Raw genomic sequence first — 14300 nt, 5'->3', positions numbered from 1 at the left:
TATCGATCAGTAGATAGATCATTTTAAGCCGGATTATTCAAGCCTGAATCCTCCTTTGGAGCATGCTTAAAAGCCAAAATTCGAATTTGAAGCCGGATCGTGTGCTTTTTAGCTACAAGGCAGGATAAGTGAAGGAATAGTTCCCTATTTCATTTTTTCCCAACAAAGCAGATGCATAAGGAGAAAGCAAGCTTGCCCAAATTTGGACTATTCATAATTCAGCAAGAACAACCTTATTGAAATTAAATTTCTTAAGGTGAGTTACCAAATCTACTGTTGTTTAATTCGGCTTAAACTAACGGAATATATGCTAATCGTAAGTCAGCATACTTCCCCACCAATCTGCATTAGGCTCATAATCAATACGCTGCTGTTCCTTTCGGATTTCCTCCACCTTAGGCAATAAGCGCAGCTCTAATTTTTTTAGATAAGCCTCTTCCTTTTTGGCATCATACTGCTGATCTATGGGAGGTTCCTGAGCACCTACCGCATCCAAATACTCCTTCATCATTACGAGTAAGGCCTCCCTTTTTTCCGGATAAGCTGCACTCAGGTCAAATTGTTCGCCTACATCATTTGCCAAATGATAGAGACTGCTTTTTTCATGGTCATAATCATAGATCAACTTCCAGTTGCCCAAACGGATCATACTTGCTGGTGCTCCACCCTGGTTACTATAATGCGGATAATGCCAGATCAAGGGCCTTTCCTCCACATTTCCACCATTGAACAAGGGGCTTAAATCCTTACCGTCAAGATATTGGGAAGGATACTTTTTCCCTCCGGTCAAAGCTAAAAGCGTAGGGTAAAAATCGGACCCAATCACCGGATAATTCACCTTCAATTGGGCAAATTCCCTATTGGGTAATTTAATAAAAAAGGGTACCCGGATTCCTCCTTCAAACTCGAACCCTTTTCCGGCCCGAAGCGGAGCATTGGAGGTTGAAAACGAATCTCCAGCAACCACTCCACCATTATCAGAAGTAAACACAACGATCGTATTATCAGAGGTGCCACTTTCTTCCAGGGCTTTCAAAACATGTCCAACAGCCTGATCCATATGCTCCACCAGTCCGGCATACACCGGATTATCCTGATGCAGTCGAATAGGTTTTCGCTCCCCCATTTCAAACCCTTTGGGACTTACCCCTTTTTGTTCAATCTTATTTCTATATTTAGCCCATGTGTCCCGATCAGTCTGTATAGGGCTGTGAACGGCATAAAAACTCAAAAAAGCGAAAAAAGGCTTTCCTATATCCGCCTGATTCTGAATAAAATCACCTGTTTCTTTGGCCAGACGAAAACTAAGGTTTTCCCCCGCCTGATGGTCTTCCAAAGCAGGGTTTTTAAAAGGAGAAAAATAACCACCCTTTGGGCTACCGCTTTCATAACCTCCTTTGTTGATGTCAAAACCATGATCTTCAGGCAAGGAACCATGATCTCCGATATGCCATTTCCCTGCGAAGAAAGTAGTGTAGCCTTCTTCCCTGAAAGCCTCAGCAATAGTGAACTCTGAGGTGCTTAAGCCTTTGGCATAGGTCGCGGGCAACCGTTTGGTATGTCTGCCCTCGGTGCGCCATGCTTCTCCCTCCTTCGCGCCGATCCATTCCGTTATGCCATGACGTGCCGGAAATTTTCCGGTCATGATACTTGCACGTGACGGACTGCACACTTGGCAATTGGCATAGCCCTGTGTGAAATTAACGGAAGCAGAAGCGAGTTGATCGATATTCGGAGTTTCATAGCATGAACTTCCGGTAAAAGACAGGTCATGATAACCCAAATCATCTACCAGTATAAATAACACATTCGGACGATTTTGCGCCCTACTAATTGGCATTGCTAAAAAAATAAAAACCAGGATAAAAGCTAAAATTCTCATAAGGGTTCATTTTTGATAAAATGAAAGTACAGTATTTCTTCCAAAAGAAATAATGGCATTTTCTCAAAGCCTGTCGCTCGTGCACGCCCATCTTTCACCACTTGCAATGGGGTATCATATCATGTAAATCGGGTATCATTTTCATGTTTTTCGACCATCATAACAATTGAATATAAAGCACTTGAATACCTTAAGCTTGTTATTTTTTTATAAATGAATTCAAGAACATGAAACGATCACCTTTATTTTTTCTTTGGCTTTTGCTGTTGCCTTTTTCCGTTTTTGCTCAGAAAATAAATGCGCCCAACGGGAAATTATCTGCAGAAATAACTCATCAAAAAACGCTGAAAATTGAGGTCTTCTACGAAGGGGAAAAAGTGGTCAGCCTGTCGGATCCTCAAATAGCACTCGATGGCAAAAAACAGGTCCGTGGAAAAGTCAAACCTGTTTTAGGCAATGGAACCGATCAGTTCGAAGCAGCAGTTCCCTTGAAGTTCAGTCAGATTAATCAGCCCTATACCTCAGCCAACTTTTCCTTTAATGACGTACAACTTCAGCTACGTTTGTACAATGATGGTTTGGCTTATCGATTTAAAGGAAGCAGGGATAAGGTGATGGGTGTAAATGAAGGCCTGAAAATCCAATATCCTGAAAAAAGTACCGTTTGGAGCACCAATATCAAGGATGATTTCGCCTCAGCATACGAGAAACCTTACAAACCACATGACATCAAAAACTTCAGCGAGTATGAGGTCAACTTCCTGCCCATGTTGGTTACTACACCCCAAAATACGCAAGTCCTTTTGACGGATACGGATGTTCTGGACTATCCCAATATGTTTGTCCGAAAATCAGACGCTCCCAATACACTTGAGATCTGTTTCCCCAAAAAACCGAAACAGGTAGTTTATAGTGGCGATCGCCGAAGCGTGGTCAAGAGCACCGAGACCTATATTGCCGAAACGAATACCAAGCGAAATTTCCCTTGGAGGATCTTCGTCATCGGAAAAGATGCAGACCTGCTCACCACCACTTTGCCTTATCATTTAGGACCAAAGCCTGTCAGTGATCAAACCGACTGGGTAAAGCCTGGGCAGGTTTCCTGGGAATGGTGGAACGGATGGAACCTCTATGGCGTGGATTTCGAGGCGGGCATCAATACGCAAACCTATTTGTATTATATTGATTTCGCCTCAAAGAATGGCATTCCTTACTTACTCTTGGATGAAGGATGGTCGATCTCCACAACCGATATTTCCAAACCTGCCCAATCGCTTGACCTGAAAAAAATCATTGCTTACGGGAAAGAAAAAAAGGTTGATCTGATCCTCTGGGCATCATGGATGACGCTGGAAAAACAAATGGAGGTTTTACCATTGTATCGAAAATGGGGCGTTGCCGGCATCAAGGTGGACTTTATGAACCGCGCCGATCAGGACATGGTCAATTTTTATGAAGAGGTAGCCAAAGCCTGCTGGGATAATCAACTGTTGGTGGATTTTCATGGTTCCTACAAACCTGCCGGCCTTCAGCGAAAGTATCCCAACATCGTTTCGCACGAAGGCGTGCTTGGACTGGAATACTCAAAATCCAAAACGTGGGTAACACCTGAGCATAACCTGCGCTTGCCATTTATCAGAATGACTGCCGGACCGATGGACTACACCCCTGGCGCTATGCGCAACTTCCACCCTACCGAGTTTTGTCCTTCCAATGATATCCGCGCTGGCGGACAAGGCACTCGGGCTCATCAGGCGGCCATGTATGTGGTTTATGAATCGGCAGTGAACATGCTATGTGATACCCCATCCAACTATGAACGTGCGCAGGAATGTACCGACTTCATTACGCAGGTTCCCACTACTTGGGATGAAACACGAGTGCTCGATGCCAAATTTGGAGAGTATGTGGTGATGGCAAGAAGAAAAGGAGAACAATGGTTCGTCGGCGGAATGTGCGCCAAAGGAAATTACAGCAAAACATTCAAGGCAGATTTCCTGCAAAACAAAACAGCGCAAATACTCAAAGACGGCATCAATGCTGACCGATGGGCAGAGGACTTTCAGTTCGTCAACAATCAATCTTTGACGGGAGAGCTAACAGTAGAAATGATCGAGAACGGTGGGTTCTCAGCCATCATTGATTAACTTTTTTAATAGATAGCAAATGAGACGATTTATAAAATTTTGGAGCATATTGCCGATTTGCATTATGATAAATAGCCTTGTGCTATATGCTCAAAACGGGCAGTACTCCCCTGATTACCTCAATACCACATTGACTACCGAGCAACGCGTCGATGACCTCGTTTCGCGGATGAGTCTGAAAGAAAAGCTGAGGCAACTCTTCAGTGCTGCCCCTGCGATTCCCCGTCTGCAAGTACCTGCTTACAATTACTGGAATGAATGTCTGCATGGGGTGGCACGAGCAGGAAAAGCGACTGTTTTTCCGCAGGCGATCGGCCTCGCGGCTTCCTTTGATCAGGAAATGATTTACAAAGTTGGCACTGCCATTTCGGACGAAGGCCGTGCCAAGCACCATCATTTTGTCCGCAACGATGTCCGTTCCATTTATACAGGCCTTACCTATTGGTCGCCGAATATCAATATTTTCAGGGATCCGAGATGGGGACGCGGACAGGAAACCTATGGTGAGGACCCATTCCTGACCGGCTTGCTGGCGACTCAATTTGTCAAAGGTTTGCAGGGTGATGATCCCGACCACCTCAAGGCAGTGGCGACCATCAAGCATTTTGCAGTTCATAGCGGACCCGAATTCAGTCGGCATTCCGATAATTTTTACACCAACAATATTGACCTGTACAACACCTACCTGCCTGCCTTCGGGACGGTCGTCAAAGATGCCAATGTGCAGTCGGTGATGTGCGCCTACAACCGCTTCCGTGATCAGCCCTGTTGTGGATCTTATTATTTGCTGGAGGAAATTTTGCGCAAGCAAATGGGATTTACTGGCTATGTGGTTTCTGACTGCGGGGCGATTTCTGATTTTTATAAGGAAGGAACACATCAGGTGGTGGATCAGCCCTCGCAGGCATTGGGTTGGTCGCTTTCGGCAGGTACAGACCTGAACTGTGAGGAGTCAAAACAATTCATGGAGGATCATATTGAGGAGGCCGTAGCTAAGGGAATAATCAGTGAAAGCGATATTGACCGGTCGGTGAAAAGGTTGTTCACGGCACGCTTTAAATTGGGGCTATTTGATACGGAGGATCAACAAAAGTATGCACAAAACCCACATGAAGTAGTGGGTAGTAAGCGCCATCAGCAGATCAACCTTGAGGCTTCGCAAAATGCATTGGTGCTGATGAAAAACAATGGCATTTTGCCCCTTGACCCTTCGCAAAAGATAGCCCTGATCGGCCCAAATGCAGATAATATTGACGTACTGTTCGGGAATTACAATGGTCTGCCGATTGCTCCTTCTACCCCATTGATTGGCCTGAAAAAAGCTTTTGGTGAAAATCAAATTTCCTTTTCGAAAGGCTCCGCACTGACTGCCGATAAATATGGTCATTACGATGTGGTACCCGCTGAAGTGCTCTTTCATAAAACAAAAAGAGGCAAACTGAAAGCTGGGCTCAAGGCGACTTATTTTAACCCCAAAAAAGCGGAACAATCCTTCACCCAAGTGGATCGACAAATAAATTTCACCTGGGAAAAAACACCTTTGAATCAGCAAATACAAGAACAGTTTTCCGTCAAGTGGGAGGGCATTTTGATTCCTCAGCGCAGTGGGCAATACCGTTTCGGAGGAAATGTAGAAACTAAAATCAAGGGCAAAAAAATACACAGCATCGTTGATCTGAAAAAAGGCGAGCAATATGAAATATCGATCAGCTACCAAACCAAGCCCGCCTGGTACAAAAACAGTATTTGTCCGCAGGCAGAATGGACATGGGTGCAGACCGATTTTGATTATCAAAAGGAAGCCATAGCAATTGCCAAAAAGGCTGAGGTGATCGTTTTCTGTGGGGGGATTTCACCGAGGCTCGAAGGAGAGGAAGGCAAGGAAATGGACATTGACCTCGAAGGGTTTTATAAGGGAGACCGCACCTCCATTGACTTACCGCAGGTGCAACAGCAACTATTTGATGAGTTGTACCAACTCAACAAACCGATCATTTATGTAAACTTTTCTGGTAGCGCCATCGCATTCACAGAGATCAACCAAAAAGCAGAGGCAGTCATTCAGGCCTTCTACCCTGGCGAACGAACAGGTGATGCCCTGGCAAATTTACTGTTGGGGAAATACCAACCACAGGGCCGCCTGCCGGTTACTTTTTATCAAAACCTTGATCAGATGCCTGCGATGAATGATTACAGCATGCAAGAGCGTACCTATAGATATTTCTCAGGCAAACCATTGTACCGCTTTGGTGCCGGACTTGATTTTTCCACCACCGAGCTGAGCAAGCTTGAGCTTCCTGCAAAGCTAACTGCAGGCGAAAATCTAAAGGGTACTTTTTATGTTAAAAACACAGGAAACGAACCCCTGACAAAAAAATACCAAGTCTACTTTAGCAGCGAAAATGCGCCTGACAGATCGATTAAAAAGCTGGTGCAGATTGTAAAAGTGGAGCTGAAAGGCAAACACACGCAGGAAATCGCTTTCGAAATCTCAACGGACAATATGGGAATTTATGATGCCGACCTTCAGAAAAAGATCAATGAGGGGAAGGCAAGCATCGAGATTTTTGATGGAAAGCAACAACTCGTCGGACAGTTTGAAATTGTAGGGAGCTGTGCGGTGAGTACAATGAAGCCAACGCGTTGATTACATTTATCGATCTTGTAAAGGCGTATTATTTCTGGTCGTAGGCTTCGGTCTACGACCAATTATTTTTTTTACCAAGGATAAAGCCTTGGCCTATCAATATAAAAAACCATTGAAATGGGTTGAAGCCCTCACCCATCGAAAATTGAACTCACAAATCGGATATTGATAGTTTTCTATTGTCCACAGATGACACAGATTTCCACAGATTATTTTTTCACGTTATTCTATTCAATCTATCGCGAGAGTCCCTCTCGTGATAGCCCATTTCAATAATCCGCCACAGGCTTATTCTGGTCGTAGGCTCCTGTCTACGACCCATTTTTCAATTTATGAGCCACCACACAACCATTTCCACAACTCACCCCACCTCATTAAACATGGAATGAATTCCATGTCTATTACAAAAAGGCCTTACAGGACTGCTGTGCCGAAGGTACATTTGGTAATAGCTGCGGGTTTTAACCCGTAGGACATAATGACCATTGATCACCCATCGGCAACCCAAAAGGATAGTAATTGGAGGCGGAAATCAGATCGCCTTCCCCACCGGCTTTGACCATTTTATCGGAAGAGACGGCAAGTACATTCCCCAAATGGTTACTGTACTCGTATTGTCGGTTACCGTGGGTGAATTCTCCTTCGGTATCCAGCGCCTTGATCATTCCAATGCGCTGACTACCATAAATCGGCATTTCTTTCAGTACACCCGCTTTGTCATAAACCGCCATAGTATTGCCAGAGGCATCCCACTTCGACAGGCTCAGCGACCACGGATGTAGATGCTACTTTGTCCATTATGTTGTTTAGATACCCGGTTGCCCGTGGCATCATAGGCGTAAGCGGCGTTTCCACTGGCCTGGCATTTGTTAATTTAACTACTTAATTATTAAATCCTTATTAATGGCGTTTGAGTCTAATGGAGTTTTATAATCGGCAATAAAATAATATTTTTCCTTATTTCGAATCACGTATAGTGTGTCACTATTTGAGTGTTTAACTATTCGGTCTCCTTTTTGAATAAATATACCAAACTCATAGTCCATTCCTCTTTTGGAATAAGATAAGTTGTCAGCTCCATTGAACAATAAACTATCCTGTTTTGCGCCTATTACCTTACTCCAACCTTTATCAAATGAATTTTCTTTAATTATAATATCAACCGAGTTTTTTAAAATAATTAATCGATACCTTCTTAGATTTTCATATCTACTCCCCTCAATCCAATTAACAATGTAAAATAAAGGTGGAATAAATAATAAAATTATTAAAATTGATCTAAAATATTTCTTGTTACTCTTCATCATATGCTGGGTTATCAAAAATAGTTATCGTTTTAGTTGTTGTCTTGCCATAATTAACTCCTCCTGTAATTGGAGAAATAGGAACTGATAAGCCAATAGACACTCCAGCAGTAGCCATTTTTTGATTAAAATCATCAGCAACAGATAGACTGCCATTTAGAGAAACTTCCCCGATAAATTCAACACCTAAACTTCCAGAATACCTATTTCCTGCAAACTGTTTATTGATCTTGAAATTTCTCGCTTCACCTGAATAAAAAGCCTTACCTTTCCCTATACTCACTGAAGCTGGATCCAGTCCTACTCCCACACCACCATCAGCATAAAGTGCTATTTTGCCAAAATCAGGGCCATGTAATGGGATAAACAGCCCTAACGAGCCTGAAGCACCTGCTCCAGAATACATATCAGCACCAACTTCATAGTATAATCCATCTCCTGTATATGCTCTCATAGCAGGGGAATCCCATAGCTTCAAGGCAGAATACATAAAATCAGGATTTGAATTATCCCGCCAATGTGGATTGTAAGAGATTGTACTTTGATCTCCATTCTGATAAGAATCAACATACAAAGCGCCCTTAGAAGGTCCATTATATTGGTTATCGTAACCTCCGTAGCCCATTCCCATGGTATAACTGTTCCAACCTTCAGTCCAAAAAGCATCCTTATTTTCTGCAGTAGTATATTGCCACATCGCATTCTTTATTTCAGAAAATCCTTTGTCTCCATATTGATAAGTAGATAACTTGGTAGATCCATCATCCAAATGACGGGTGATTACTATCCGCTCTTCCAATCCATCCAAATCCACTGCCCAAATAGGCATGTTCCCCGCAAACTGATATGGCGTATACCAAGGAAATTCCTTCGTCAACGGATCCACACTCAAGAACTTCCCTATCGCTGGATTATACAACCTGAATCCATAATCCTGAATCAGTTGGCTATTGGAGAAATTTCGGTCGTCTTCTTTACCGTTAAAGCCATATCGATAATCCGCCGTCCTCATACTCCGATCCCCAATCCTCAACCCAAAAGGATAGTAATTGGAAGCGGAAATCAGATCGCCTTCCCCACCGGCTTTGACCATTTTATCGGAAGAGACGGCAAGTACATTCCCCAAATGGTTACTGTACTCATACTGTCGGTTACCGTGGGTGAATTGCCCATCGGTATCCAGTGCCTTGATCATTCCAATGCGCTGACTGCCGTAAATCGGCATTTCTTTCAGCGCACCCGACTGGTCATAGACCGCCATGGTATTGGCGGAAGCGTCACACTTCGACAGGCTCAGCGACCACGGATGTAGATGCTACTTTGTTCATCATGTAGTTTAGATACACGGTTGCCCGCTGCATCATAGGCGTAGGTGGCGATTCCACTGGCCTTGGATACCTGCGCTACTTTGCCCTGCAAGTTCCATTTAATATTAGTGATTTCTTCGGAATTATCCGAGATTAAATTGCCTATTGGGTCATATATAAAAACATGGGTTCTTCGCCTTGCAATTCCTCCTTGAATACTTTCTTAAGCTGAATCAGCTGCTGCTGTTCTGTGTCGGCAAGGTTTACCTGTTCTTGCGTATCAGCTTGTAAATTATACAATTGTTCATCTACGGATCGACCCAATGGAATCATGATGTCAGGGTTGATTGCTACGCCTTTTTGAGGTGGAATATAGGCCCAATCCCCTTTTCTGAGCCATAGTCGAGCATTGGCCTCAAGCATTAAATGACTTCGCCCTTTTTCATTCAAACCGAATAACGTATTGGTCAAAGGCTGTGCATCAAGGTGTTGATCGACAGCTAAATGTAGACATTCGTTAAAGGTATTAATCAAATCCATCTGACAAATAAGGGCGTCTGAGGTTCCTTTTTTGACCATCTTGGGTGCCCAAACGATGAATGGAACGTTCGTCCCGGCATTGAACAGGCTGTATTTTCCACCTCGGTATTTACCCCATGGGCGATGGGTTCCGTTGTCGGCAATGGCATGATCGGCATAGCCATCGCTCAGCACAGGGCCGTTGTCGCTACTGAAAATGATCAGGGTATTATCCGCAATTTTTTGCTCTTTCAGAAAACTCATCAGACGGCCAATGGCGTCATCAGCTTCCAAAATAACATCCCCTCGGGCTCCCAGACCACTTTTTCCTTTGAATTTTGGATGGGGCAAGCGAGGAACATGCGGCTGATGCATGGCATAATATAAAAAGAAGGGTTGTTGGCTCTGATTGCTTTTTTGAATAAAGTGTTGGGCTTCAGCGAGGAAGTCATTGGTCATGTTTTCATCGACCCAATGGGCACTTTTCCCTCCTTTGACAAAGCCGATGCGTGGCACTCCATTGACGATGCTTTGGTTATGGCCGTGTGACCATTTCAGACGCAACATTTCAGGATGGGTCAGTGCAGTGGGTTCTCCCTCGAAATTTTCTTTATAATTCACCGCAATAGGATCTTTCGGGTCCAAATTATCTACCTTCCCATTTTTTACATAAACCGTGGGGACGCGGTCATTAGTCGCTGCCATGATATAGGAATAATCAAATCCGAGATCGTTCGGATTGGGACTGATGGTTTGGTTCCAGTCTATGTTTCCATTGCCGAGACCCAGGTGCCACTTTCCTACCACAGCGGTTCGGTAACCCGCTTTCTTGAATGTTTTGGGAAGAGTCGGGGCGTCGGTAGCGATGAGCATCGGTGCATCTCCATTGATCACATGAGCCTTCTTTTTCCAGGGGTACATTCCTGTCATCAGGGCATATCTTGAAGGCGTACAGGTGGCACTTGACGCATAAGCATTGGTGAACATCAGGCCTTCCTGTGCAAGCTGATCGATGTTGGGTGTTTGCAACTGTTTGCTGCCATAACAAGATAAATCACCAATTCCCAAATCGTCGAGGTAAATCAAAATGACATTCGGCCGCTCGGGACTGTTTTGCTTTTTGTTTTGGCAGCCCATTGGCAAGACCGCCATGAGCAACAGGTAAAGAAGCTTTTGCATATTTTGAGTTGAAAAAAACCACACACCGGTTAGGGTGTATGGCTGAAGTTGAACAGTGTGCTAAAATTATTTCTTTATGAACTTAATCGACTCTATACCATGGTTCGTCGCTATTTGCAACAGATACATACCGCTCGATAAAGATTGAATATCAATACCCTGAGAAGGTGTTGTCGTGCCTGTCCAGACTTCAACACCGCTGATACTCAAAATCTTGAAAGGTAAAGTCTGGTCTGTATTAAGGTTGATCACTGATGAGGCGGGATTTGGGAACACCTTTATCCTCGCCTGATCAACCGAAGTAACTCGATCTTCCTCCACCGTAACGGTACAAACATCTGTGAAATAGCCGAAGCTTGTTTTAACATAAATCTCGGCAGTACCAGGAGCGACCGCACGCACCAATCCCGACACATAATTTACGGCCACTACCTCAGGATCAGAGCTTTCATAATAAAATCCTTTTTCATTGGCATCCGAAGGAAAAACTTCCGCCTCGAGATCCTGACGGTCCCCTACTTTGAGTGTCAGTGTTTCATCGCTGATCATGATGCCCTCAGGGTACACTTGCTTAATGCCTGCCAGCTCAAATATTTTTTCCTTAGAAAGCACCTTTTGATAAATATAAACATCATCTATCAGTCCTGTAAAACGGTGCCCTGTTTCAAAACCATTACCAAAACAATCGCCTCCATTACGGGCACCCAAACCCGCACCATTGTTATGTCTTCCTACAACTTCAGGTGCATCTACGGTATTCATTTCCACTCCATTGAGGTAGAGGCTGAATTTTTTGTTACCGTAAACGAAAGCGACAAGATTCCAATCGGTGGAACTGAAGTTGGTATTGATGGTCGCTCTTTCAGATCCATTTTTGGCCATGGCCTGCAAGCTGTTGTTTTTTATCTGGAGGCCAAAACCTTTTTCCCATCCCCCTTCATCGAACAACAATTGTGTGCCTGAGGTGCTGTCTGCCTTAAACCACATGGCTACTGAACGGACGCTGGTTTCGTCAATCAGGCGGTCATCGCTGATATCCATCCAGCTTTCGCCATTCAACAAGGCGGAGTGGGACCCTTCTTTGGCCTCTTCGCTGTAAAGTTCATCCCCCTTGAATGCGATGTGATTTTCTCCCACCAAGTCATCACCTGACTCATTCAATGGCCAATACATCATCGGTTCCACCACACCATCAAATCGAAGGCTTTGAATGTTAAAGCCTCCTGTCTGAAAATGAACATTCAACTCTGCCATCTCTCCGTCTATGGCCAGCTCCCCAATTTCGATTTCCTCAAAAGTGGTCATTCCCCCTGTATTTTTCACGGCGATATCAGAGAAAACTTCCTCTCCATTGATTTCAATGGCCAACTTACCATTCGCATTATCTGAGGCGACGGTGGCATAAACCGTAACCGTTTGGGCAGAGGCTACCTGAATAGAATAAGACAACCACTCATCCGATTCAATATCGGTGATATAATAGATGTTTCGATCCTCTTCGGTTATTTTAGCAATATCCACCCCTTCATTCATTCGATACTCCCCACCTGTATTGACGTCGTCGCTGTCGTGGTAGGCATGGCTTTCTCCACCGATGTCAAAATTGTGCAATAGCACCTCGCCCGGTAAAGAGATTTTATCAAAGAAAGGATGTTTATAATTCACCATCGAAAGGGTGTCGGTGTAAATCGCATCGGCTCCCTGATCATCGGTAACGGTCAGGGTAATCACGAAAGTAGCAGAATCCCCTTCGGTGGTGAAAGTATGTTTAGGGTTCATTCCTGTGGCATTTTCCCCATCGCCAAAACTCCAGTGGTAGTTGGTGATTGTTCCGTCAGGATCTGCGGATGCACTTGCATCGAAGGTAACATTCAATGGGGCCACACCACTTTCAGGCGTCATCGTAAAGCTTGCTGTTGGTGCCAGATTTGGTGTAACATTACCAATCTCCAGGATCTGGATATAATCTTTGAGCATCAGGTCATATTCGGTAACATTTTCTGTGGAAGCAATCGCCCCTGAGGATACTCTTGGATTGTAGAGATTGATGCGTGGCTGAGCGCTCGCAAATTTCACTTTCACGGCACGCTCACTACTTGTCACAAACGAGCGGGTATCGAAATCATAGTTATCACCTGCATTCCAGATCATCAAATAATAAGTACCATCTGATTTCTGGAGTAAAGTGGTATAAGTATCATCATCTGCCCCTTCAATTTCAATATCCAATGGCGTGATATTGGTATGTTGCTCGTCCTCTTCGATAATCTTGATCAGGTTGCGCACGGCGATATAGGCAGGCGTGTAGCTCATATCGAAGCGAACGATTCCGAAGTCATCCTGAGCGTCACGAGGATCAGGTGATTTGTGATCCATCAGCTCGTAAATGAACGTACGCTGAATACCATTATTAAAATAATGAGCCAACATTCGTGGCAGGTAATAGCCTTCAGACTCTTCATGAACGCCATTTGGATTACTGTGCTGATAACCAATTTCGTTGTGGAAACCAGACTCTGTGGACCACATATTATCAGCCGTATTCGGATCATCGGGATTGGCCTCGGCTGTTTTAATGAAATAATTAAAGAAATGGCTATCGGCATACTCGGGGTAACGCGTCCCGTGGTAGGAGTGAATATTATAATGATCAGACTTATCATTCATCGGCCCCATCCAAGGTACGCGATTCGGGAAGGTTGGGGAAGGTGCCAATACAGGTTTGCTGTTGATCTCTGTTGCCTCATGGTTTTTTACGGCATTATACAGATAGGTATGATTTTCCTGCAAATCGTCTGTCCATCCTTCAGGGACATTGTAGTCCTTGGCACTGTGGTCGGCTTCATTGGCTCCTTCGATGGCAATGATCATGTCCGAATAATCTACCAGGCTGTTCAGCTTGTTATCCACCTCGTCAAAGCTTTTGTATGGGCTTCTCCATGGAAAAACGGCCACGGTTTTAATACCATAAGTATTGTACAAATATTCCACATGATCCTTGCCCTGTTGATTATCAGAGATGGCACGGTCACGAATATAACGGATACCCGAATTACCCAACACATGGGCTACGGTATCAAAGCGATCAACGTAAGGCTGACCCCGAAAAGAAAAGTGGGTACAGATACCAATGCTTTCCACAAAATCGAAGCCTGTACGGGGCGTAACCGCCTGTTGGGCAATGGCAGAAAGACTGCTTATAAAAAATAATAACAGTAATAAACGAGTTTTCATAAACTATTAAAAGTATGGGTTGACAGGTAAAAAAAATCTTTGATTGAAGGTAGCCAATCAGCATCAGCTACCTTATAAGTA

Annotated in this window: 9 protein-coding genes; 2 read left to right on the top strand and 7 right to left on the bottom strand. The window is 44.1% G+C overall.

Going from position 1 to position 14300, the window contains the following annotated elements:
* Positions 1 to 310: 310 nt before the first annotated feature.
* Positions 311 to 1882, bottom strand: a complete 1572-nt coding sequence (locus AAA970_RS23030; RefSeq protein ID WP_338239239.1) for a sulfatase — start codon at positions 1880 to 1882, stop codon at positions 311 to 313.
* Between the two features lie 227 nt (positions 1883 to 2109).
* Between AAA970_RS23030 and AAA970_RS23025 the strand changes: the two genes are divergently transcribed.
* The gene (locus AAA970_RS23025; RefSeq protein ID WP_338239238.1) at positions 2110 to 4029 is read left to right on the top strand and encodes a glycoside hydrolase family 97 protein; all 1920 of its coding nucleotides are present in this window, start codon (positions 2110 to 2112) and stop codon (positions 4027 to 4029) included.
* Between the two features lie 64 nt (positions 4030 to 4093).
* The gene (locus tag AAA970_RS23020) at positions 4094 to 6676 is read left to right on the top strand and encodes a beta-glucosidase (protein ID WP_338239237.1); all 2583 of its coding nucleotides are present in this window, start codon (positions 4094 to 4096) and stop codon (positions 6674 to 6676) included.
* 461 nt (positions 6677 to 7137) lie between these two features.
* Here AAA970_RS23020 and AAA970_RS23015 read toward each other — a convergent pair whose 3' ends face one another.
* The 6 genes from AAA970_RS23015 to AAA970_RS22990 all read right to left on the bottom strand — a co-directional run bounded on the left by AAA970_RS23015 (position 7138) and on the right by AAA970_RS22990 (position 14219).
* Complete coding sequence (locus AAA970_RS23015; protein WP_338239236.1) at positions 7138 to 7407, bottom strand: hypothetical protein; 270 nt, start codon at positions 7405 to 7407, stop codon at positions 7138 to 7140.
* A 147-nt stretch (positions 7408 to 7554) separates the two neighbouring features.
* Entirely contained in the window at positions 7555 to 7983 is a 429-nt protein-coding gene (locus tag AAA970_RS23010) for a hypothetical protein (RefSeq protein WP_338239235.1), read from the bottom strand.
* Positions 7970 to 9241 carry an RHS repeat domain-containing protein gene (locus AAA970_RS23005; RefSeq protein ID WP_338239233.1) on the bottom strand — a complete coding sequence of 424 codons (1272 nt, stop codon included), beginning with the start codon at positions 9239 to 9241 and terminating at the stop codon, positions 7970 to 7972. The genes AAA970_RS23010 and AAA970_RS23005 overlap by 14 nt, the downstream gene beginning before the upstream one ends.
* Before the next feature lie 32 nt (positions 9242 to 9273).
* Complete coding sequence (locus AAA970_RS23000) at positions 9274 to 9399, bottom strand: hypothetical protein (protein ID WP_338239232.1); 126 nt, start codon at positions 9397 to 9399, stop codon at positions 9274 to 9276.
* Positions 9400 to 9449: 50 nt separating this feature from the next.
* Positions 9450 to 10985 carry a sulfatase-like hydrolase/transferase gene (locus AAA970_RS22995; protein WP_338239231.1) on the bottom strand — a complete coding sequence of 512 codons (1536 nt, stop codon included), beginning with the start codon at positions 10983 to 10985 and terminating at the stop codon, positions 9450 to 9452.
* A gap of 66 nt (positions 10986 to 11051) precedes the next feature.
* Positions 11052 to 14219, bottom strand: a complete 3168-nt coding sequence (locus AAA970_RS22990) for a LamG-like jellyroll fold domain-containing protein (protein WP_338239230.1) — start codon at positions 14217 to 14219, stop codon at positions 11052 to 11054.
* Positions 14220 to 14300: the final 81 nt, after the last annotated feature.

The sequence above is a fragment of the Persicobacter diffluens genome (assembly GCF_036244895.1).
Taxonomy (GTDB): Bacteria; Bacteroidota; Bacteroidia; order Cytophagales; family Cyclobacteriaceae; genus Persicobacter; species Persicobacter diffluens.
This window is presented reverse-complemented; position numbering and strand designations above follow the sequence as displayed.